Below are 22,623 nucleotides of genomic sequence, written 5' to 3'. Positions count from 1 at the left end.
GGTCGCAATCCATCTTTTGCCGGTTAGTTACAATTCTGCGACATCCGCAGTGAATATCAGTGCTAGAATCATAACCCTGTTGATTATTACCAAAAGATATAAAATTCCTATGCCAAAAGTTCAGGCCGATGGTCTGCCGTTGCCTCAGCGATACGGCGCGATTTTGACCATTATTATTGGTATTTCGATGGCGGTCCTCGACGGCGCTATCGCCAACGTCGCCTTACCAACAATCGCCACAGACCTTCATGCCACGCCAGCCAGCTCCATCTGGGTAGTGAACGCCTATCAAATCGCCATTGTCGTCTCTCTGCTCTCATTCTCGTTTCTGGGAGATATGTTTGGCTACCGACGCATTTATAAATGCGGTCTGGTGGTTTTTCTGTTGTCTTCGCTGTTCTGCGCCCTTTCTGATTCGCTGCAAATGCTCACCCTGGCGCGCGTAATACAAGGTTTCGGCGGCGCAGCACTGATGAGCGTCAATACTGCACTTATCCGCCTGATCTACCCGCAGCGTTTTCTGGGTAGGGGGATGGGAATTAACTCGTTTATTGTCGCCGTCTCCTCGGCTGCCGGTCCGACAATTGCAGCGGCAATTCTTTCCTTTGCTTCCTGGAAATGGTTATTTTTAATCAACGTGCCGTTGGGTATTATCGCTCTGCTTCTGGCGATGCGTTTTCTGCCACCTAATGGTTCTCGCTCCAGTAAGCCGCGTTTTGACCTACCCAGCGCCGTGATGAACGCGTTAACCTTCGGCCTGCTTATTACTGCGTTGAGTGGTTTCGCTCAGGGGCAATCGCTGACGTTGATTGCTGCGGAACTGGCGGTAATGGTTGTCGTGGGTATTTTCTTTATTCGCCGCCAGCTTGCTCTTCCCGTACCGCTGCTACCGGTGGATTTACTGCGCATTCCGCTGTTTTCACTTTCTATTTGCACATCTATTTGCTCTTTCTGCGCACAGATGTTGGCAATGGTTTCCCTGCCCTTTTACCTGCAAACCGTGCTTGGGCGCAGTGAAGTAGAAACGGGTTTACTCCTGACGCCGTGGCCGTTAGCTACCATGGTGATGGCACCGCTGGCAGGCTATCTGATAGAACGCGTACATGCAGGGTTACTTGGTGCTTTGGGATTGTTCATTATGGCTGCGGGTCTGTTTTCACTGGTTCTGCTGCCCGCTTCTCCTGCGGATATCAACATTATCTGGCCAATGGTCTTATGCGGCGCCGGATTTGGCTTATTCCAGTCACCCAATAACCACACCATCATCACCTCCGCTCCTCGAGAACGTAGCGGTGGTGCCAGTGGCATGTTAGGTACAGCTCGTCTGCTTGGTCAGAGTAGCGGCGCGGCTCTGGTGGCTCTGATGTTAAATCAGTTTGGCGATAATGGTACGCACGTCTCGCTGATGACTGCGGCTATTCTGGCCGTGATTGCTGCTTGCGTCAGTGGGTTACGGATTACCCAACCACGATCCCAGCCATAAAAAAAGCGCGTCGATCAGGACGCGCTTTTTAGCATTTACTTCATATTACTTCAGATATTCACCCGTGCGCAGAGCTTCAATACGTTTATCCAGCGGCGGGTGAGTCATGAACAGCTCACTCAGCGATTTCGATTTACCATTAATGCAGAAAGCCATCATGCTGGTTGCTTCTTGCGGCTCATAGCTGGTTTTCAGGCGCTGCAGGGCGGCAATCATTTTTTCACGCCCAACCAGTTTGGCAGACCCCGCATCGGCGTGGAATTCACGATGACGCGAGAACCACATGGTAATAATGCTCGCCAGAATACCAAATACCAGCTCCAGCACCGTCGCGACAGCAAAGTAGATCAGAGGGTTGCCGTTGCTCTCTTCACCTTCGTCACGGTTACCGCCCATAAAGCCAGCAGCCAGCTGCGCGAGAATACGAGAAATAAAGATAACGAAGGTGTTCACCACGCCCTGAATCAGCGTCATCGTGACCATATCACCATTGGCAATGTGGCTGATTTCGTGAGCGATTACTGCCTCGGCTTCATCCGGGCTCATGTTTTGCAACAAACCGGTGCTGACAGCAACCAGAGAAGCATCACGGCGCGCACCGGTTGCAAAGGCGTTGATATCCGGCGCATGGTAGATAGCCACTTGCGGCATAGCAATCCCAGCCTGACGTGCCTGGGTTGCAACAGTATTGATCAGCCAACGTTCCCTTTCGTTACGCGGTTGCTCGATCACTTCCCCGCCAACAGATCGTAATGCCATCCATTTGGACATCAGAAGCGAAACGAAGGAACCACCAAAACCGAACAGCAAGGCCATAATCATCAGCCCCTGAACGCTGCTCGACTGTATCCCTGTCAGGCTCAGTACCAGCCCGAAAACGACCATCACGGCCAGGTTCGTTAGCAGGAAGAGCGCGATTCGCATCATAATTTTCTTTTTACCTCAGTTTAACAAAACGCAATATGCGATACCCACATCGTATGGGCTACGTGACTATTTTCAAGTCCGGATAGCGCGTAAGTCACCAGAAAGACACAACTTTACATTTTGTAGCATCTGATTTACGGCATCTTGCCACTGTTAAAAAATCAGGCACAATTTCTTGTGCCTGATTGATGTTACTTGACGGGAGCGGGCTGTTCCGCAGGTCTGGCTTTTTCCAGACGCGCTAAATCAAGCGCGATGTTTACTGTTTCATCCAGATACGGATCTGGCTCCTTGTAATCTTTTGGCAGATCGTCCAGTTTCTTCAACTCCGGTTTTCCTTCGCGTTTAAAGCGATCGTTCAACCGCGCCAGACGCGTCGCATCGTCTTCGTTATTCTCTTTTTCACGCACAGCGTAATTCAGAGAAACGATGTTGCGTTTGTCCTTCATGGCGTTGAAGCGAGCGATATCCTTCATGATGTTCTGGAACTCAGGATCCTTCGCAATACGCGCATTATGTTCCTTCAGCAACTCCGGTTCAAACGCCGTTAAGTCTCCTGATTTCACATAGGTTGCAGCGTCAATGCTATCCCACGGCAGCGCGTTATCTTCGAATTTCTCACCGGTTTCCGTCTCTTCATTGCCCGTAGGCATGATGATATCTGGCGTTACGCCTTTACGTTGCGTACTGCCGCCGTTAACGCGATAGAATTTCTGGATTGTGTACTGTACTGAACCCAGCGCCGGCCATTCAGGACGTAACATCTGATCGTAGATGCGGTTCAGAGAACGATACTGCTGGACTGTGCCTTTACCGAATGTCGGCTCACCCACAACCAGCGCACGACCGTAATCCTGCATGGCAGCAGCAAAGATTTCCGAAGCCGAAGCACTGAAACGGTCAACCAGCACCACCAACGGGCCTTTATAGAAAACCTGACCGTCGTTATCGCTATCTTCGCGAACCTTGCCGTTGTTATCACGAACCTGCACAATCGGACCGGAAGGAATAAACAGCCCTGAGAGCGATACAGCTTCAGTCAGCGCCCCACCACCGTTACTACGCAGGTCGATAATGACACTGCTGACATTTTGTTTTTCCAGTTTCTGCAGTTGAACTTTGACATCGTCCGTCAAGCCAACATAGAAGCCCGGAATATCCAGCACACCGACTTTTTCTTTGCCGACAGTCTTCACAGACATTTTAACTGCACGGTCTTCCAGACGAATGCGCTCACGCGTCAGCGTTACTGTCCGGGTCTTGGTTCCTTTACCCGCAGGTAAAATTTCCAGACGAACCTTACTGCCTTTCGGCCCTTTGATTAAGGCAACGACATCATCAAGACGCCAGCCAATCACATCAACCATCGGTTTACCGGTTTGTCCGACACCGACAATTTTGTCACCAACGCTGATAGCTTTACTCTTCGCTGCCGGCCCACCCGCCACCATTGAATTGATAACGGTGTAGTCATCATCCATTTGCAGCACTGCGCCAATACCTTCCAGCGACAAACTCATTTCAGTATTGAACTGTTCGGTATTGCGCGGAGAAAGGTAGTTGGTATGCGGATCAATTTCGCGTGCAAACGCCGTCATTGCCAGCGAGAAAACATCTTCGCTGTTGGTTTGCGCCAGACGACGAATAGCAAATTTGTAGCGGCGAGTCAGGGTTTCACGAATTTCTTTATCCGTCTTTCCCGTTAGCTTCAGACTTAACTCGTCGAATTTGACTTTGCTGTCCCACAGCGCGTTCAACTCGGCCTCGTTTTTCGGCCAGGGCGCTTTGCTGCGGTCAAGGTTATAAGTGTCGTTGCCGGTGAAATCCATCGGCTTTTCCAGTACCGACAACGCATACTGGTAACGTTCAAAACGGCGTTTTTGCGCCAGATTGTAGAGATCGTAGAAAACGTCGAGTTTGCCTGAACGCAGTTCATCGCCCAACTCGGTTTTCTTTTTCGCGAACTGTTCAACATCGCTTGCCAACAGCACATTGTGGCTGTAATCAAGCAAATTCAGGTAGCGGTCAAAGATTTTGGCCGAGAACGCCTGATCGAGATCGAACTGACGATAATGGGAACGGGTGAAGCGCGACGTTACGCGCTCACTCACAGTCGCATGCTGCGTCTCTTCCTTTAATACCGGAATTTGATCAGCACGCGTAATATCTTCTACAGCGAAGGTCTGGCCTGCTATTGCAAGCAGGCCAGCTAACGCGGTAAGCCTAAAAAACATGTTCATGCCTGGCCCGGCCTCCGTTTCAGAACACCAGGTGTTCTGCGCGCACAATCAAAGACATACCCGAATTCAGTTGGACGCGGACGCCGTCTTTGGTGATTTCTAATACGGTGGCATCCATCGCGTTTTGACCAGCTTTCACCTTCAGGGCTTGTCCGACAGTCAGAGCTGAAATGTCAGAAACCGGGGTATGCTGTTCTTCGCGAGGTGCTTTTACTGTTTTTGGCGCTTTCTCAGCCGGTTTTTGCGCGCGAGGTTTGCGCTCGGCGCCTTCTTTACGGCGTTGCGCGGCAGGACGTGGTTTACGTTCGCGGCGTGGTGCATCTTCTTTCTCACCAGAAGCTGCGGCAGCTTCGCGTTTTTTCGCTTGCTGTTCAGCACGCTGAGCCTGAACGCGTGCTTTCGCTTCTTCAAGCTGTTTGCGAGCATGTTCTACATGCTGCTCGTCCAGCTCACCGCATGGGTTGCCGTCAAGATCGACACGCGTTGCGCCGGGTTTAACACCGTAAAGGTAACGCCAGCTCGAAGTGTAGAGACGTAAAGCAGATCGCAGTTGCGTTTTGCTCAGGTTCATTTCCCCGGCAACACGATCGACCAAATCCTGAAAAATACCGATTTTCAGCGGACGCGCTTCACCTTCCGCACTGAAACAGTGGGGAAAACGTTCGGCCAGAAACGCGATTACTTCTTTACTGCTATTCAACTTAGGTTGATTTTCCATGAAATTTCCTGATTACAACGGACGTAGCCAACAAGCGCAGGCATGAACAGGCGTCATTATAATGACGCCATCAGTAAATGCTACGTTATCCGTTGATTATCCTGCGACGCTCGCAAAGAATTTTTTGTAATCCGTCGTTGCAAGCACCTTTTCAAGCTGTGCCACAAGCTGACGTAAGCCTTGCTCGTCCTCGTCTGTAAAGCGACCGAAGACGGTACTGTCGATGTCGAGAACACCAATAATCTGATTATTCACCACCAGCGGCAGGACAATTTCAGAATTACTCGCCGCATCACAAGCAATATGCCCGTCAAAAGCGTGAACATCCTCGATTCGTTGTACTTGATTGCGGGCAACCGCAGTGCCACACACGCCGCGCCCGACGGGGATCCGAACACAGGCAATTTTGCCCTGAAATGGTCCGAGCACCAGCGTATCGTCCTCAAGTAAATAAAAACCGGCCCAGTTTACGTCTGTCAGACGTTCGTATAACAACGCGCTGGTGTTTGCCAGCGTTGCCAGAAAACTGGTTTCTCCCGCCATCAGCGCATTAAAGTCGCGGTTTAAGTCCGCGTAAAATTCTGTTTTGTTCATTATATAATCACTTAGTTGTCTTACCTGAAACTGCCAGCCTATTAAAATAAGCATTAAATGCGTTAATGCTCAAGATCATTCCCATCATGGGTTAAGATTAATGCTAATTCTTACTATATTTGGCTCGTCATGGCACTTAACACCCCGCAAATTACGCCAACAAAAAAGATAACAGTGAGCTCAATCGGCGAGGAACTGCCGCGTGGTGATTACCAACGTTGCCCGCAATGTGACATGCTGTTTAGCCTGCCCGAGATAAATTCGCATCAAAGTGCCTATTGTCCGCGCTGTCAGGCCAAAATTCGTGACGGGCGTGACTGGTCGCTAACGCGCCTGGCGGCAATGGCGTTCACCATGCTGTTGCTGATGCCGTTTGCCTGGGGCGAACCACTGTTGCATATCTGGCTGTTAGGTATTCGTATTGACGCCAACGTCATGCAGGGCATCTGGCAAATGACTAAACAAGGTGATCCTGTAACGGGCGCGATGGTCTTTTTCTGCGTTATCGGCGCCCCACTTATCCTCGTCACATCTATTGCTTATTTGTGGTTTGGCAACCGACTGGGGATGAACTTACGCCCGGTACTGCTGATGCTTGAGCGACTGAAAGAGTGGGTGATGCTGGATATCTACCTGGTCGGCATTGGTGTTGCATCTATAAAGGTACAGGATTATGCCCATATCCAGGCTGGTGTCGGCTTATTCTCTTTTGTGGCGTTGGTGATTTTAACGACGGTGACGTTGTCACATCTTAATGTTGAACAGCTGTGGGAGCGATTTTACCCTGAACGCCCTGCCACGCGCAGGGACGCGAAACTACGCGTTTGCCTGGGGTGTCACTTTACCGGCTATCCTGATCCGCGAGGTCGCTGCCCCCGCTGCCATATCCCGCTTCGCCTGCGTCGTCATCATAGTCTTCAAAAATGTTGGGCGGCGCTGTTGGCTTCAGTCGTCTTGTTGTTACCAGCCAACCTGTTGCCTATCTCGATCATTTATCTGAACGGTGGACGACAAGAAGATACGATTCTTTCCGGCATTATGTCGCTGGCAAATAGCAATATTGCGGTCGCCGGAATTGTGTTTATCGCCAGTATTCTGGTGCCGTTTACCAAAGTGATTGTTATGTTCACTTTATTATTGAGCATTCATTTTAAATGCCAGCAAGGGCTACGCACGCGAATACTGTTACTGCGAATGGTGACCTGGATTGGTCGCTGGTCGATGCTCGATCTGTTTGTCATTTCTTTAACTATGTCGCTGATCAATCGCGATCAGATCCTCGCTTTTACTATGGGACCGGCTGCGTTTTATTTCGGCGCAGCGGTTATTTTAACTATTCTTGCAGTGGAATGGCTGGACAGCCGCTTACTTTGGGATGCACATGAGTCAGGAAACGCCCGCTTCGACGACTGAAGCGCAGATTAAAACTAAACGCCGTATCTCACCTTTCTGGCTACTGCCGTTCATTGCGCTAATGATTGCCGGCTGGCTGATTTGGGACAGTTATCAGGATCGGGGGAACACCGTCACCATCGACTTTATGTCGGCGGACGGCATTGTCCCTGGCCGCACACCTGTTCGTTATCAGGGTGTTGAAGTCGGAACAGTTCAGGATGTCAGCCTCAGCGATGATCTTCGTAAGATTGAAGTCAGGGTCAGCATCAAGTCCGATATGAAAGATGCGCTGCGCGAAGAGACGCAGTTCTGGCTGGTGACACCAAAAGCCTCTCTGGCAGGTGTCTCCGGGCTGGATGCGCTGGTTGGGGGTAACTATATCGGCATGATGCCAGGCAAAGGCAAAGAGCAGGATCACTTTGTCGCCCTCGATACCCAACCGAAATATCGACTGGATAATGGTGATCTGATGATCCACCTACAGGCTCCCGATCTTGGTTCGCTGAATAGTGGTTCGCTGGTCTATTTTCGCAAGATCCCGGTGGGACGTGTCTACGACTATGCGATCAACCCCAATAACCAGGGCGTGGTGATTGATGTCCTGATTGAGCGGCGTTTTACCGATCTGGTGAAAAAAGGGAGTCGCTTCTGGAACGTTTCTGGCGTTGATGCCAATGTCAGTATCAGTGGTGCGAAAGTGAAACTGGAAAGTCTGGCTGCGCTGGTTAACGGTGCGATTGCCTTCGATTCGCCGGAAGAGTCGAAACCTGCTGAAGCGGAAGATACCTTTGGTTTGTATGAAGATCTCGCCCACAGCCAGCGTGGGGTAATCATAAAACTGGAACTGCCGAGCGGTGCCGGATTAACCGCCGACTCAACGCCGTTAATGTATCAGGGGCTGGAAGTCGGACAACTGACGAAACTGGATTTAAACCCAGGCGGCAAAGTCACCGGAGAAATGACCGTTGATCCCAGCGTCGTAACGCTGTTACGGGAAAATACCCGCATCGAATTACGCAACCCGAAATTATCCCTCAGCGATGCCAACCTCAGCGCCCTGCTCACGGGCAAAACCTTCGAGCTGGTGCCAGGCGATGGTGAGCCGCGCAAGGAGTTTGTCGTTGTGCCTGGGGAGAAAGCCCTGCTGCATGAACCTGATGTTCTGACGCTGACCCTGACCGCGCCAGAAAGTTACGGTATTAATGCAGGCCAGCCGCTCATTCTGCATGGCGTGCAGGTCGGTCAGGTAATTGAACGTAAACTCACCAGCAAAGGCGTCACCTTTACCGTCGCCATTGAACCACAGCATCGCGAGCTGGTAAAAGGCGACAGCAAATTTGTCGTCAACAGCCGTGTCGATGTGAAAGTGGGACTGGACGGCGTTGAGTTTCTCGGTGCCAGCGCCTCTGAATGGATCAACGGAGGAATACGTATTCTGCCGGGCGATAAAGGCGAAATGAAAGCCAGCTATCCGCTGTATGCCAATCTGGAAAAAGCCCTGGAAAACAGCCTTAGCGATTTGCCCACCACGACCGTGAGTTTGAGTGCAGAAACGTTACCAGACGTGCAGGCGGGATCGGTAGTGCTGTACCGTAAGTTTGAGGTTGGCGAAGTCATCACCGTGCGCCCACGGGCTAACGCCTTTGATATCGATCTGCATATTAAGCCGGAATATCGCAACCTTCTGACCAGCAACAGCGTGTTCTGGGCAGAAGGCGGAGCGAAAGTTCAGCTTAATGGTAGCGGCCTGACCGTACAGGCTTCGCCACTTTCACGGGCGTTAAAGGGGGCTATCAGCTTCGATAACCTCAGCGGCGCCAGCGCCAGCCAGCGTAAAGGTGATAAGCGTATTCTTTATGCATCAGAAACGGCGGCTCGTGCGGTCGGCGGACAGATTACGCTCCACGCTTTTGATGCCGGAAAACTGGCGGTCGGTATGCCAATTCGCTACCTCGGTATTGATATCGGGCAAATCCAGACGCTGGATCTGATAACCGCACGTAATGAAGTACAGGCAAAAGCGGTGCTCTATCCGGAATATGTCCAGACTTTCGCTCGCGGTGGCACACGCTTTTCGGTGGTCACACCGCAGATTTCGGCTGCCGGCGTTGAGCACCTTGATACCATCCTCCAGCCGTATATTAACGTCGAACCCGGACGTGGTAATCCTCGCCGCGACTTTGAATTACAGGAGGCTACCATTACCGATTCTCGTTACCTGGATGGCTTAAGCATTATTGTTGAAGCGCCAGAAGCCGGATCGTTAGGCATCGGTACGCCGGTACTGTTCCGTGGTCTGGAAGTGGGTACGGTCACTGGAATGACGCTGGGCACACTATCGGATCGGGTGATGATTGCGATGCGCATCAGTAAACGCTACCAGCACCTGGTGCGGAACAATTCCGTCTTCTGGCTGGCATCGGGCTACAGTCTGGACTTTGGTCTTACAGGCGGCGTAGTGAAAACCGGTACGTTTAACCAGTTTATCCGTGGCGGGATCGCTTTTGCCACTCCGCCTGGTACTCCGCTGGCACCGAAAGCCCAGGAAGGCAAACACTTCTTGTTGCTGGAAAGCGAACCGAAAGAGTGGCGTGAGTGGGGAACCGCGCTACCCAAATAATGCACACTGCTCCGGCGTACCTGCGCCGGAGCGTTTATGCTAAACTGCGCGCCTGTTTTTTTGCCAGTGGTACATGCTCGTGGCCCAACACACCGTTTATTTCCCGGACGCCTTTCTGACGCAAATGCGTGAAGCAATGCCTTCGACGCTCTCATTTGATGATTTTCTCGCCGCCTGTCAGCGCCCGTTGCGCCGCAGCATTCGCGTTAATACGCTGAAAATCTCCGTTGCTGATTTCCTGCAATTAACCGCTCCTTATGGCTGGACGCTAACGCCGATCCCGTGGTGTGAAGAGGGTTTCTGGATCGAACGCGACGATGAAGATGCATTGCCGCTGGGTAGTACCGCTGAACATTTGAGTGGCCTGTTTTATATTCAGGAAGCCAGTTCAATGTTACCGGTTGCTGCATTGTTTGCCGATGGTAACGCCCCAAAACGGGTGATGGATGTCGCTGCTGCACCAGGCTCAAAAACGACGCAGATTGCCGCACGGATGAATAACGAAGGGGCGCTCCTTGCCAACGAGTTTTCCGCCAGCCGGGTTAAAGTGTTACATGCCAATATCAGCCGCTGCGGTATCAGTAACGTGGCTCTGACTCATTTTGATGGTCGCGTGTTTGGTGCAGCGTTGCCAGAAATGTTCGATGCTATTTTGCTGGATGCTCCCTGCTCCGGCGAAGGTGTGGTGCGTAAAGATCCCGATGCGCTGAAAAACTGGTCACCAGAAAGCAATCAGGAGATCGCAGCCACCCAGCGGGAACTGATCGACAGTGCCTTTCATGCGTTACGTCCTGGCGGCACGCTGGTTTACTCGACCTGTACTTTAAACCGGGAAGAGAACGAAGCCGTTTGCCTGTGGCTGAAAGAGACTTACCCTGATGCTGTAGAGTTTTTACCGCTGGGCGATCTCTTCTCTGGCGCGGACAAGGCGCTGACCGAGGAAGGCTTTTTGCACGTCTTCCCACAAATTTATGATTGCGAAGGCTTTTTCGTTGCTCGTCTGCGTAAAACTCAGGCGATTCCCGCGTTGCCTGCGCCGAAATATAAAGTGGGCAATTTTCCGTTTACCCCGGTGAAAGATCGCGAAACCGCACAAATTCGGCAGGCAGCTGCAAGTGTCGGCTTAAACTGGGATGAAAACCTGCGCCTCTGGCAGCGCGATAAAGAAATCTGGTTATTCCCGGTGGGCATTGAAGCGTTGATCGGTAAGGTCCGGTTTTCCCGTCTGGGGATTAAACTTGCTGAAACGCATAACAAAGGTTATCGCTGGCAGCATGAAGCCGTCATTGCCCTTGCCTCCCCCGACCACACTAACGCGTTTGAACTGACACCGCAGGAAGCGGAAGAGTGGTATCGCGGGCGCGACGTCTACCCGCAAACCGCGCCAGTTACGGATGATGTGCTGGTCACCTTCCAGCATCAGCCAATCGGTTTAGCCAAACGTATTGGCTCACGGCTGAAAAACAGTTACCCACGGGAGCTGGTACGTGACGGAAAACTGTTTACCGGTAACGCCTGACAACGCACAAAAAAAGCGCACGTTTTGACTGGCGCATTCGGCTGCCTCAACTACGCTGAAAAATAGTGCGATCGGACTGGTCGTACCACAACCGGCACTTAAATGGAGAGCATGAAGATGAAAACCAGTGTACGCATAGGCGCTTTTGAAATCGACGACGGCGAGTTAACCGGCGAATCGCCTGGTGACCGAACGTTAACCATCCCCTGTAAATCTGACCCGGATTTATGTATGCAACTTGATGCCTGGGACGCCGAAACCAGCATTCCAGCCCTGCTAAACGGCGAACACTCTGTCCTTTACCGTACCCGCTACGATCAAAAGTCTGATGCCTGGATTATGCGTCTTGCCTGATCCAAAAAGAACCCGTCGGCATGACGGGTTATTTATCCTGGTTATTTCCCCCGTTGTAAAATCTCCCCTAAACTTAACGGTACGGCACCGCACTTCGAGGATGAAATGTTCGCGCTGGTACTTTTTGTTTGCTATCTGGACGCTGGTTGTGACGATATTGTGGTTGATGTCTACAATACGGAACAGCAGTGCCTCTATTCAATGGACGATCAACGGATCCGTCACGGCGGCTGTTTTCCGATTGAGGATTTTATTGATGGTTTCTGGCGACCTGCACACGAGTACAGTGACTTTTAATTATTGCAGTTGCACAAGAGTCAACTCACCTCCGAAGACGGCGCCGGTATCAATATAATGCAAGTTACCGATATCCACGCGATGCCGTAATGGCGTATGCCCAAACCAGAAATGATCGGCACCTGTAATTCCCTGCCCTTTTTGACTCCCACGCAATCGCGATCGACTCCACAACACCTGATGCAGATCGACTTCCTTATGCCACTCATAAATATCGTTGGGGTAATCCGCATGGGCGATGACATGCAATCCGCTACTACAGCTTAATTCAATTATCCACGGCAAAGACCAGCACTTTTCCAGCGCCATTCTCGCCTGCTCGCATTGGCGCCCGGTCAGTGTGGCAAACCAGTCACCGCCATTCATAAACCACAAAGACATCTGCTGTGAATCCAGCGCATCTATCGCCATCTGCTCATGATTGCCCCTTACCGCTCTGACCCAGCGTTGATCCAGTAATTGCAGGCAACGCAAACTCTCCGGGCCACGATCGATAACGTCCCCAACCGTGATCAGCAAGTCTTGCCACGGGTCAAACCGGCAGTACCACAATTTCTTACGCAGTTGCGCCAGGCAGCCATGAATATCCCCCACCAGCCAGATATGTCGCCACTGACTGCCATCAATCTTCTGATAGATGTGTCTCGCCTGTTTCATCAATTCCTTACTCCCGCGCAGAAGATCACATTATCTTAACAAGAATGTTAAAAAAGCCTGGACTGAAGCAGTAGAGTGTGTGTTATGGTTGATGGTGAAGTCAGTGCAGTAAAAACTGTGATGTAATCATCAAACTGGCTTTATAGATAAAAAGAGACCGAACACGATTCCTGTATTCGGTCCAGGGAAATGGCTCTTGGGAGAGAGCCGTGCGCTAAAAGTTGGCATTAATGCAGGCTTAGTTGCCTTGCCCTTTAAGAATAGATGACGACGCCAGGTTTTCCAGTCCGCGCGTAAAGTGGTCAGAAAAAAAGCGCGTTTATCATCCTCTTAAATGTTAAAAACCGCCCGTTCTGGTGAAAGCATACGGGCGGTTTTTTATTGGAAATCAAAAGACTACTATAGATAATTAACAGAGTTTCTCAGCTCTTTCAATAAACGGTGCCAGACTCATTTTTTCACCTGGTTTGTTAGGATCATCAATCTGGATCACTGAGATAGGCTGGGCGTTGGTCTTTCCGCTGGTAACTTCTTTTTGCGCGACATCGTTCAAAGGGTACTGCACCAGAGTGCTGGGGTTAATGACATACAACGCATTGCCCGGTCGGCATGTCAGCATCACTTCTTCACGATTAAATGCCCATTTGTCTTTGCCAATTTCAAAGCGACTAACGGTGATCACTTGTGGCGCCGCCAGCGCCGCTGCCGAACTGGTAAGCAATACAAATGCCAGAATACTTTGTTTCATCATTTTCGTAATCCATCAAAAAGGTTCGAGAGTTGCCAGCAGGCTGATAATCACCAGCACTACCGCACCTATCGCCCATTCGAGTTTTGTCATCCACACAAACCACGGAGCCGCACGGTCTTCATCTTGCCCCATCCGTGGCACCAGAACATAACGATTTGCCAGTGCAATGGCTACCATAATCATCACCAGTATGGCTTTGAGCAATAAAAGTTGCCCCCAGTAAGTCGCAAGTGTTGGGGGAAATCCGGTAATGAATAATGCATTAAGCACGCCGCTTGCCAGCACGCCAATCACCGCAAAATGCCCACACCAGGAGAATCGCACCAGTGCATGAATGGCCTGACGTCGCCAGCGCCCTTTCACCAACCGCATACACCAGACAACCGGCAGCAAGCCACCAAACCATGCAGCCGCGCAAATCAGATGTACAGCGTGATTCGTCTGATGGATTTTCGCCGTTAATCCTTCGTTTAACGTCGCATGTCCTACTCCCGCCATCAGGATAAATTGCGCGGTAGTTAGCACAAACAACAAACGTGGCATGTTCCCTGGTTGCATCAGAGCTACAGTTAGCGTAACGAGGGCGAGAACGATTTGCCAAATCCAGACACCACCAAACTGCGTTTGTAACACCGATTGCCAAATGTTCAACGAAACCACATCCGACCATCCCGCGCCCATCAACCCGCCCTGAACGGCGAACATCGCAGCGGCGCTGCTCAAACTCAAGACGGCAGCATGTTGTTGTAAACGCAGAAAACGTTTCGTCAGCAAGCGACGAAGTGCCATTGGAGCCAGCCATGCGCCATACATCGCGAAGCCAAAGACCAGCATCAGGGAGGTAAAATGGATAAATCGCAGTGCGACCCAGGTAAACGCCAGCATGTTTTATTTCACTGTAAAGGTGTAATGCCCTTTGGTTTTATGCCCGTCCACCGAGACAACATGCCAGTTGACGGTATAACTTCCGGGCTTCAGGGCGTCGGCAAGCGGAACAATCAATTGGTTTTTGTCTTGTTCATTACGCTTCGCGGGTAATGTTTTAATATCTTCATTCTTTGAACCGATGATTTTGGCGCCGCTGAATCCGGGTTCAATACTTTCAGAGAAGTTTAAAGTAATGGCCTGTGGGGCAGCAGTAACCTCCGCATTCGCCGCAGGATACTGATGCGTCAGATGCGCATGTGCCCAGACAGAAGGCGCCAGCGAAGCGGCAAAAAATACGAGTGCGTAACGAAGAGAGCGTGCAGTTGAAACCATATTATCTATTCCTTTTTGTAATAACTTTTTTACAGAGCATAACCTTGTCTAATGATAGAGTCGAGGATCATCAATTCCGGCTTGCCATCCTGGCTGACTCTTAGTAACTTTTGCCCGCAATTAACGAGGAGACACAATATGCTGAAGAATCTGGCTAAACTGGATCAAACTGAAATGGATAAAGTTAATGTCGATCTGGCTGCTGCCGGGGTGGCATTTAAAGAACGTTACAATATGCCGGTAATTGCTGAGGCGGTTGAACGTGAACAACCGGAACACCTGCGAAGCTGGTTTCGTGAGCGCCTTATCACCCACCGTCTCGCCTCTGTAAATCTGTCACGTTTACCTTACGAGCCTAAACTTAAATAAACCTTATATTAAGTTACACTTTCTTACATGATGCCTGCTAAATTGTGAGTATTTTCTTATACGCATCAATATTTGCGGACACTGTGAAAAGGAAGTCATCATGACATACAGGAAAGTCGCAGCAGCACAATATGAGCCTCGTAATGCCTCACTCACTGAGCAGGTAGCCCATCATCTGGAGTTCGTGAGGGCTGCCGCCAGACAGCAGTGCGAACTTTTAGTTTTTCCCTCGCTTTCTCTATTGGGCTGTGATTATAAACGACGATCTCTGCCTGCCCCGCCCGACCTTTCGCTGTTAGCCCCGCTTTGTTATGCCGCGACAACATGGCGAATGACCATTATTACCGGCCTCCCCGTTGAACATAATGAACGTTTTATTCGTGGTATTGCAGTATTCGCCCCAGGGATGAACGCGCCCGGAATTTATCATCAAAGCCACGGCGCATGTCTGGATCGACATTCGAAAACCATCACTGTGGTGGATGGACAACCTGAAGGCATTGATATGCCCCCAACCTGTTCGCTGTTTACCACCGGTCAGTGCATCAGTGAGCCCGACCTGTTGGCTTCTACTCGCCACTTACAATTTTTCTCACATCAATTCTCCATCGCCGTCCTGATGGCTAATGCCCGGGGCAACAGCGCACTGTGGGATGAACATGGCAGCCTTATCGTCCGCGCCGATCGCGGTTCGTTATTGTTAGTTGGTCAACGCACATCGCAGGGTTGGCAAGGCGATATCATTCCATTACGCTAGGCGTTTTCGGCCCGGAGTTTTGCCATGCTGCGTATTATCGATACAGAAACCTGCGGTTTACAGGGAGGGATCGTCGAGATTGCCTCAGTTGATGTTGTTGATGGGAAAATCGTCAACCCCATGAGCCACCTGGTGCGCCCCGACCGTCCCATCAGCCCACAGGCTATGGCAATTCACCGAATTACCGAAGCCATGGTCGCCGACAAACCGTGGATTGAGGAGGTGATCCCGCACTACTATGGTAGTGAATGGTATGTCGCACACAACGCCAGCTTTGACCGCCGCGTACTGCCTGAAATGCCTGGCGAGTGGATCTGCACGATGAAACTGGCTCGTCGTTTGTGGCCAGGAATCAAGTACAGCAATATGGCGTTGTATAAAACACGTAAACTCAGTGTACAAACGCCGCCAGGCTTGCATCACCACCGTGCGCTGTATGACTGTTACATCACCGCAGCCTTGCTTATCGATATTATGAACACATCCGGCTGGACGGTGGAACAAATGGCGGATATCACTGGACGTCCATCATTGTTAACGACGTTCACGTTTGGCAAGTATCGCGGTAAAGCAGTATCAGAAGTTGCAGAGCGCGATCCGGGCTACCTGCGCTGGTTGTTTAATAACCTCGACAGTATGAGCCCGGAATTGCGTTTAACGTTGAAGCATTATCTGGAGAATGCTTAAGCCGCTGGCTGACCGGGTAATGTCCCCTGCGCCAGCGCAACCAGAAAAGCATATTCCATCGCCACACCTTCGTAAGATTTGAAGCGCCCCGATTTACCGCCGTGCCCTGAGTCCATGTCGGTACACAGCAATAACAGATGGTCATCGGTTTTAAGCTCGCGCAATTTAGCCACCCATTTTGCCGGTTCCCAGTATTGCACCTGTGAATCGTGTAAACCGGTCGTTACCAGCAAATGTGGATAAGGCTGCGCGGTGACGTTGTCATACGGGCTGTAGCTTTTCATATACTCATAATATTGCGGATCCTGCGGATTCCCCCACTCTTCAAATTCGCCAGTGGTAAGAGGTATTGATTCATCAAGCATCGTCGTCACGACATCAACAAACGGCACCTGAGCGATAACACCGTGGAACAGTTCGGGGCGTTCGTTAATCGCGACCCCCATCAGCATTCCCCCCGCACTGCCTCCCATTGCATAACAGAGCGAAGGAGAGCCATAGCCCAGTTTTAACAAAGCATCGCAGGCATCAAGGTAATCATTAAACGTATTTTTCTTCTTCAGGAATTTACCGTCTTCGTACCATTGTTGCCCCAGTTCGCCGCCACCACGAACATGCACAATGGCGTAGACAAATCCACGATCCAACAAACTCAGGCGGCTAAAACTGAAATCGGCATCTATGCTTGCGCCGTAAGAACCATAACCGTATACCAACAGCGGATTGTTGCCTTTCTGGAAGTGCTTACGATGATAGACCAGCGAAACCGGAACTTCGACGCCATCCCGGGCAGTGATCCACAAGTGTTCACTGCGGTAATTCGCCGCATCAAAACCGGGTACTTCAGTTTGTTTCAGCACGCGGCGCTCGCCGGTATCCATATCCAGTTCAAACAAAGTATCTGGCGTGGTCATGGAGGAATAACCGTAACGCAATCGCGCGGTTTCAGGTTCTGGATTGTAGGCAATCCAGGTCACGTAGGCCGGATCATCAAAGGCAATGCCGATGACTTCCCGTGTCTTGCGGTTAATTTGGCGCAAACTGGTTAACCCGCGCTGACGCTCTTCAACCACCAGCCAGTCGGTAAACAGCGTAAATCCTTCCAGCATGATGTTATCGCGTGGCGGAATTAACTCTTCCCACTGTTGCTCATCACGCATACGGGTACGGTATAAGCCAAAGTTTTTGCCGTTGCGGTTGGAACGCACATAAAACCGATGCTGGTAGTGATCAAGACTGTATTCGTGATCTTTGCGGCGCGGCAGAAAAACAAACGGCTCGGCATCGGCCATTTCCGCGTCCAGCAAGCGAACTTCACTGGTGGTGGCGCTGGCCAGGTGAATGACTACATAGTGCTTCGATGTCGTTTTATGCAAACTGACGTAATAGGTATCGTCTTTTTCTTCGTAGATCAGTTTATCTTGCGATGCTGGAGTCCCGATGGCGTGGCGCCAAACCTGATAAGGCAGCAGCGTCACCGGATGCTTACGCACATAATAGAAAGTCCACGAGTCATTCGCCCAGACAAAGCTGGGATCGACATTATCCAGCAATTCGGGATACCAGTTGCCCGTTTCAAGATTGCGAAAACGGATGCCGTACTGGCGTCGCGAAAGGAAATCTTCTGCCAGCGCCATAATGGTGTTATCGGGGGTAATTGCCATTCCGCCCATCGAATAAAACTCACTGTGCGCCGCGCGCTTGTTGGCATCGAGCAATGTTTCCCACTCATCCCACTCTTCACTGAACGCCGACTGACGCTGGTAGATGGCATATTCACAGCCAGGTTCATAAATATGCCGGTAGCGGTAGCCATTTTTGATGTAGGGCGCAGAAACTTCTCTTTGCGGAATGCGGTCGATAATTTCCTTTAATATGCGATCCTGCAAGGCTTGTTGCGAGGCCATCACCCGATGACCGTAGCTATTTTCTTGTTGCAGGTAGTCCAGTACTTCCGGCTGCGAGCGTGTGTCGTCCCGCAGCCAGTAGTAATTATCGATGCGCGTATCGCCATGAAGCGTCATGGCGTGGGGAATGCGGGCGGCTTTTGGTAGCATGTTATTGTTCTTTCTGGTTGAAACATCTTATAAGGGTGGCAAAACTCACCCGGGATGCAAGCGAAACAGGGTTGTCATTGCTCAGATGATGACAGGTAATGGCGTGGATATCGAATGATATGCTGACAGAGAAAATCAGTCCGTTCAAATGGCTGTGCGGTTTTGGATAGCCAGATAAACTCAACTATCGGGCTATCCAGAGAGCGGAATTATTCCGCCAAAGTGCGCTTTTGCTGTTCGAGATCGCGTTCGATCCCTTCACGAACATCCTGGGGAATTTTCAGCGCGTCGCCCAATGCATTCAGGTAGCTACGCTCCATGAAATGATCAATATCAATAGCTGCACAGCTCAAGAAATAGATTTCCAGCGCCTCTTCTTCATTACGAACCCCGTTCGCCAGGCGCTGCGGATCCAGCGGTTGTTCAATTGCCTGCTCAATGAGTACACGCCCCTGCTCTTCCACGCCGGCTTCACGCAATTGCTTGTCGATAGCCGCACGTTCTTTGGCATCAATATGACCATCACTTTTAGCGGCAAAGACCAGTGCAAGGATCAAACGTTCCGTACGCTCATCCAGCGGCGTGCTTTGAATGCCGAATTGCGGTTCATCCTGATGCGCCGCACGAATTTTATCTTTGTATTTGTTCCACAGCACCGTACCCGCTACCGCTCCGCCGCCAACCAGCAACGCATTGGTGCCATATTTCGTGAGAAGTTTACGTGCTGATTTATTTGCGACCAGCAGCCCTGCCAGCCCGCCTAATGCGCCCGGCACTAAAAGTTTGCCCAATCCCTGATCCGTAGACGAGGAGGTAGAAGAACTGTTTTGCCCAAGAAGGGATTGCAGTTGATTTAACCAGTTAGCCATATTTGCTCCTCAATAACCATTTTTAGTGCCTGTAGCATAGCGGATGAGGATGTCAGAAAGTGTATATTGCGGCAAAAGATGCGCAAATAAGCGGACCGAAAAGGAAGTCAGCGACGGAAATTCGCGTCAGATAAGGTGCTTGCTGTGGAGCTGCTATGTTGGAAATGCTATGTTGGAAATTTGGGGGAAGGATTGATTGGGATTATCTGTTGCTGATTGCCTGCTGCGATGCGGTCGCGCCTTATCATGCCTACGGGTCTGAAGTATTGTAAGGCGGACAAGCTTTTACGCCGCATCCGCCAGGAATGATGCGCAATGACTACTAGCCATTAACGACGCTGATACTCGGCCATTCCCGCTTTACAGTCCACGCTTACCTGATAATGAATATCGGCACTTTTACCGCGCACAGTCAGCGGAACTGACCATTTATCATCTTTACCCTGAATATCCTGCAAACTGACCCACGCTACCGGATCTGCCTGACCAACGATTTTTTGATCGTCTGCCCAGCGCGCTACGCGGTTTTGTTGATAATCGCGTTTTACACTCGCGGCAATTCCGGCTGCATCCAGACCTTCACACTTTGGGAAAGTTACCGACTTGCTGGTTTCGTTATTTGCAGCGAAAACTGATGCGCAGGCAGAAAGCAGTAACAGCCCCAACAACGCTCCTCTTTTTTTCATGTTTTTCTCCATAGCACAATGATTCAGGAGAAAGCATGGTACAAATTGTCAGGAGCGCAAGTTGCTTCAGGCGGCGTGGGTCTCATCTTCCGCATCGTTGCTATTATCGACCACCTGCGGAGACGGTAATTTGCCTGTTTTCAGGATGGTACTCAGGACATCTTTCTGCTCTGCCAGCCACAGTGAAAGAGCTTCACGTTGCTCGTCTTCCATTTTGACCGGGGAATTTGCCAGCCAGGTGTCGAGCAGATCCGCCGTATCAAGCATTTTGTCATAAGCATCGGCTTCCTTTTTGCTGGTAAACGACATCTTCTCTTCGCCCTCACGAATGACTACGTATTTAATTTCAACCGCCATTTGCAGCCTCTCACCATAACTGTAATTTTATACAGTATATTTCTTTTCAGTTGAGAAATCAACGCAAGCAATCAAGCAATAAAGACACACGCAAACGTTTTCGTTTATACTTCACGCGGAATTAATCAGGGGATATTCGTTATGACGTTATTAGGCACTGCGCTGCGTCCGGCAGCAACTCGCGTGATGTTATTAGGTTCCGGTGAACTGGGTAAAGAAGTGGCAATCGAGTGCCAGCGCCTCGGCGTAGAGGTGATTGCGGTTGATCGCTATGCCGACGCGCCAGCCATGCATGTCGCGCACCGCTCCCATGTCATTAATATGCTGGATGGTGATGCATTGCGCCGCGTGGTTGAACTGGAAAAGCCGCACTATATCGTGCCAGAGATTGAAGCTATTGCCACCGATATGCTGATCCAGCTTGAAGAGGAAGGACTGAATGTTGTCCCCTGCGCGCGCGCGACAAAATTAACCATGAATCGCGAGGGCATCCGCCGTCTGGCGGCAGAAGAGCTGCATATTCCCACTTCAACGTATCGTTTTGCCGACAGCGAAAACCTTTTCCGCGAGGCGGTTGCCACCATTGGCTATCCCTGTATTGTTAAACCGGTGATGAGTTCTTCCGGCAAGGGGCAGACATTTATTCGCTCTGCCGAACAACTTGCTCAGGCGTGGGAGTACGCCCAGCAAGGTGGTCGCGCTGGAGCGGGTCGTGTGATTGTTGAAGGCGTGGTTAAGTTTGACTTCGAAATAACACTACTGACCGTCAGCGCCGTGGATGGTGTCCATTTCTGTGCGCCAGTAGGTCATCGTCAGGAAGATGGAGACTACCGTGAATCATGGCAACCGCAGCCAATGAGCCCACTTGCCCTTGAACGTGCGCAGGAGATTGCCCGTAAAGTAGTGCTGGCGCTGGGCGGTTATGGGCTGTTTGGTGTCGAGTTGTTTGTCTGTGGTGATGAGGTAATTTTCAGTGAAGTCTCCCCTCGCCCGCATGACACCGGGATGGTGACGTTAATTTCTCAGGATCTCTCAGAGTTTGCCCTGCATGTACGCGCGTTCCTTGGACTGCCTGTTGGTGGGATCCGCCAGTATGGTCCAGCCGCTTCAGCCGTTATCCTGCCGCAACTGACCAGTCAGAATGTCACGTTTGATAATGTGCAGAATGCCGTAGGCGCAGGTCTACAGATTAGATTATTTGGTAAGCCGGAAATTGATGGCAGCCGTCGTCTGGGTGTGGCTCTGGCGACCGCAGAGAGTGTTGATGAGGCGATTGAACGCGCGAAGCACGCCGCCGGTCAGGTGAAAGTGCAAGGTTAAATCTGTTAAAAGCAAGCGACAAAAATGCCCGATTCACAATCGGGCATTTTTAATTTTTACAGCTTAGCGCCTTCTACTGCTTCACGCGCCAGTTGAGTAATACGGTCGTAATCGCCCGCTTCCAGCGCATCCGCCGGAACCAGCCAGGAACCACCGATGCACAGTACGCTTTTCAGCGCCAGGTAATCACGGTAGTTAGCCGGAGAAATACCACCAGTCGGGCAGAAACGCACCTGGGAGAACGGACCTGCGATCGCCTGCAGGGCTTTCACGCCGCCATTAGCTTCAGCCGGGAAGAATTTGAACTCTTTCAGGCCGTAGTCCATACCCAGCATCAGTTCGGAAACAGTGCTGATCCCTGGGATCAGAGGAATTGTACCTTCAGTCGCCGCTTTCAGCAGAGGCTCAGTCAAACCCGGGCTGATTGCGAACTGTGCACCCGCTTCGGTCACTTCTGCCAGTTGCTGTGGATTCAGCACCGTACCGGCACCCACAATCGCTTCAGGCACTTCTTTGGCGATAGCACGGATAGCATCAACTGCACACTCGGTACGCAGAGTCACTTCCAGAACGCGCACCCCACCAGCAACCAACGCTTTTGCCATCGGCACCGCGTGTTCCAGTTTTTTTACCACGATAACCGGTACAACCGGGCCGGTGGTCAGGATTGATTCTGCACTTGTTTTCCAGTTTTTCATCAGAGTTT

The 22,623-nt window shown here is 50.9% G+C and carries 23 protein-coding genes; 10 read left to right on the top strand and 13 right to left on the bottom strand.

Annotated elements, in window-relative coordinates; all coding sequences use genetic code 11:
• The first annotated feature begins 109 nt into the window (after positions 1 to 109).
• The gene (locus HEN21_RS00240) at positions 110 to 1,483 is read left to right on the top strand and encodes an MFS transporter (protein WP_001127209.1); all 1,374 of its coding nucleotides are present in this window, start codon (positions 110 to 112) and stop codon (positions 1,481 to 1,483) included.
• A 45-nt stretch (positions 1,484 to 1,528) separates the two neighbouring features.
• Here HEN21_RS00240 and htpX read toward each other — a convergent pair whose 3' ends face one another.
• From htpX to msrC, 4 genes are all read right to left on the bottom strand, one after another.
• Positions 1,529 to 2,410: a protease HtpX gene (gene htpX, locus HEN21_RS00235; protein ID WP_000984500.1), complete on the bottom strand. Its 882-nt coding sequence runs from the start codon at positions 2,408 to 2,410 to the stop codon at positions 1,529 to 1,531.
• A gap of 191 nt (positions 2,411 to 2,601) precedes the next feature.
• Positions 2,602 to 4,650: a carboxy terminal-processing peptidase gene (gene prc / locus HEN21_RS00230; protein WP_001055792.1), complete on the bottom strand. Its 2,049-nt coding sequence runs from the start codon at positions 4,648 to 4,650 to the stop codon at positions 2,602 to 2,604.
• Between the two features lie 19 nt (positions 4,651 to 4,669).
• Positions 4,670 to 5,368, bottom strand: a complete 699-nt coding sequence (gene proQ / locus HEN21_RS00225; protein WP_000431380.1) for an RNA chaperone ProQ — start codon at positions 5,366 to 5,368, stop codon at positions 4,670 to 4,672.
• A gap of 96 nt (positions 5,369 to 5,464) precedes the next feature.
• Positions 5,465 to 5,962: an L-methionine (R)-S-oxide reductase gene (gene msrC, locus HEN21_RS00220; protein WP_001373833.1), complete on the bottom strand. Its 498-nt coding sequence runs from the start codon at positions 5,960 to 5,962 to the stop codon at positions 5,465 to 5,467.
• 129 nt (positions 5,963 to 6,091) lie between these two features.
• On the opposite strand from msrC, the gene yebS reads away from it, so the two are divergent.
• The 5 genes from yebS (at position 6,092) to HEN21_RS00195 (ending at position 12,147) form a co-directional block, all read left to right on the top strand.
• A complete protein-coding gene (gene yebS / locus HEN21_RS00215) occupies positions 6,092 to 7,375 on the top strand; it encodes a membrane integrity lipid transport subunit YebS (protein ID WP_001207286.1) in 1,284 nt (427 codons plus the stop codon).
• Positions 7,344 to 9,977, top strand: coding sequence for a lipid-binding membrane homeostasis protein YebT (gene yebT, locus HEN21_RS00210; RefSeq protein ID WP_176252054.1), 2,634 nt, complete (start codon positions 7,344 to 7,346; stop codon positions 9,975 to 9,977). Before yebS ends, yebT begins: the two co-directional genes overlap by 32 nt.
• Positions 9,978 to 10,056: 79 nt before the next feature.
• Positions 10,057 to 11,496, top strand: a complete 1,440-nt coding sequence (gene rsmF, locus HEN21_RS00205) for a 16S rRNA (cytosine(1407)-C(5))-methyltransferase RsmF (protein WP_024192228.1) — start codon at positions 10,057 to 10,059, stop codon at positions 11,494 to 11,496.
• A 117-nt stretch (positions 11,497 to 11,613) separates the two neighbouring features.
• Positions 11,614 to 11,850, top strand: coding sequence for a DUF1480 family protein (locus tag HEN21_RS00200; protein ID WP_010345804.1), 237 nt, complete (start codon positions 11,614 to 11,616; stop codon positions 11,848 to 11,850).
• Between the two features lie 105 nt (positions 11,851 to 11,955).
• A complete protein-coding gene (locus tag HEN21_RS00195) occupies positions 11,956 to 12,147 on the top strand; it encodes a YdfD/YebW family protein (protein ID WP_176252055.1) in 192 nt (63 codons plus the stop codon).
• On the opposite strand, the gene pphA is transcribed toward HEN21_RS00195, so the two are convergent.
• The 4 genes from pphA to yobA all read right to left on the bottom strand — a co-directional run bounded on the left by pphA (position 12,148) and on the right by yobA (position 14,815).
• Entirely contained in the window at positions 12,148 to 12,804 is a 657-nt protein-coding gene (pphA, locus tag HEN21_RS00190; protein ID WP_176252056.1) for a protein-serine/threonine phosphatase, read from the bottom strand.
• A gap of 409 nt (positions 12,805 to 13,213) precedes the next feature.
• Positions 13,214 to 13,555: a YebY family protein gene (locus HEN21_RS00185; RefSeq protein ID WP_176252057.1), complete on the bottom strand. Its 342-nt coding sequence runs from the start codon at positions 13,553 to 13,555 to the stop codon at positions 13,214 to 13,216.
• Positions 13,556 to 13,567: 12 nt separating this feature from the next.
• Positions 13,568 to 14,440 carry a copper homeostasis membrane protein CopD gene (gene copD, locus HEN21_RS00180; RefSeq protein WP_105286888.1) on the bottom strand — a complete coding sequence of 291 codons (873 nt, stop codon included), beginning with the start codon at positions 14,438 to 14,440 and terminating at the stop codon, positions 13,568 to 13,570.
• Positions 14,441 to 14,443: 3 nt separating this feature from the next.
• The gene (gene yobA / locus HEN21_RS00175; protein WP_000255066.1) at positions 14,444 to 14,815 is read right to left on the bottom strand and encodes a CopC domain-containing protein YobA; all 372 of its coding nucleotides are present in this window, start codon (positions 14,813 to 14,815) and stop codon (positions 14,444 to 14,446) included.
• 138 nt (positions 14,816 to 14,953) lie between these two features.
• On the opposite strand from yobA, the gene holE reads away from it, so the two are divergent.
• From holE to exoX, 3 genes are all read left to right on the top strand, one after another.
• A complete protein-coding gene (gene holE / locus HEN21_RS00170) occupies positions 14,954 to 15,184 on the top strand; it encodes a DNA polymerase III subunit theta (protein ID WP_000916765.1) in 231 nt (76 codons plus the stop codon).
• A 100-nt stretch (positions 15,185 to 15,284) separates the two neighbouring features.
• Positions 15,285 to 15,941, top strand: a complete 657-nt coding sequence (gene yobB, locus HEN21_RS00165; protein WP_176252058.1) for a carbon-nitrogen hydrolase family protein YobB — start codon at positions 15,285 to 15,287, stop codon at positions 15,939 to 15,941.
• A gap of 24 nt (positions 15,942 to 15,965) precedes the next feature.
• Entirely contained in the window at positions 15,966 to 16,628 is a 663-nt protein-coding gene (gene exoX / locus HEN21_RS00160; protein ID WP_000944292.1) for an exodeoxyribonuclease X, read from the top strand.
• On the opposite strand, the gene ptrB is transcribed toward exoX, so the two are convergent.
• The 4 genes from ptrB to yebG form a co-directional block, all read right to left on the bottom strand.
• The gene (gene ptrB / locus HEN21_RS00155; RefSeq protein WP_021550650.1) at positions 16,625 to 18,685 is read right to left on the bottom strand and encodes an oligopeptidase B; all 2,061 of its coding nucleotides are present in this window, start codon (positions 18,683 to 18,685) and stop codon (positions 16,625 to 16,627) included. The genes exoX and ptrB overlap by 4 nt on opposite strands.
• A gap of 209 nt (positions 18,686 to 18,894) precedes the next feature.
• Positions 18,895 to 19,554, bottom strand: coding sequence for a tellurite resistance TerB family protein (locus HEN21_RS00150; protein WP_176252059.1), 660 nt, complete (start codon positions 19,552 to 19,554; stop codon positions 18,895 to 18,897).
• 329 nt (positions 19,555 to 19,883) lie between these two features.
• A complete protein-coding gene (gene yebF / locus HEN21_RS00145; protein ID WP_010345796.1) occupies positions 19,884 to 20,240 on the bottom strand; it encodes a protein YebF in 357 nt (118 codons plus the stop codon).
• Between the two features lie 66 nt (positions 20,241 to 20,306).
• A complete protein-coding gene (gene yebG / locus HEN21_RS00140; protein ID WP_000257576.1) occupies positions 20,307 to 20,597 on the bottom strand; it encodes a DNA damage-inducible protein YebG in 291 nt (96 codons plus the stop codon).
• Positions 20,598 to 20,738: 141 nt separating this feature from the next.
• On the opposite strand from yebG, the gene purT reads away from it, so the two are divergent.
• Complete coding sequence (gene purT, locus HEN21_RS00135) at positions 20,739 to 21,917, top strand: formate-dependent phosphoribosylglycinamide formyltransferase (protein ID WP_176252060.1); 1,179 nt, start codon at positions 20,739 to 20,741, stop codon at positions 21,915 to 21,917.
• Positions 21,918 to 21,973: 56 nt separating this feature from the next.
• Here purT and kdgA read toward each other — a convergent pair whose 3' ends face one another.
• On the bottom strand, positions 21,974 to 22,615 hold the full coding sequence (kdgA, locus tag HEN21_RS00130) for a bifunctional 4-hydroxy-2-oxoglutarate aldolase/2-dehydro-3-deoxy-phosphogluconate aldolase (RefSeq protein ID WP_000800514.1): 642 nt from the start codon (positions 22,613 to 22,615) through the stop codon (positions 21,974 to 21,976).
• Positions 22,616 to 22,623: the final 8 nt, after the last annotated feature.

Source organism: Escherichia sp. 93.1518, assembly GCF_013368915.2.
GTDB classification, from domain to species: domain Bacteria; phylum Pseudomonadota; class Gammaproteobacteria; order Enterobacterales; family Enterobacteriaceae; genus Escherichia; species Escherichia ruysiae.
This window is presented reverse-complemented; position numbering and strand designations above follow the sequence as displayed.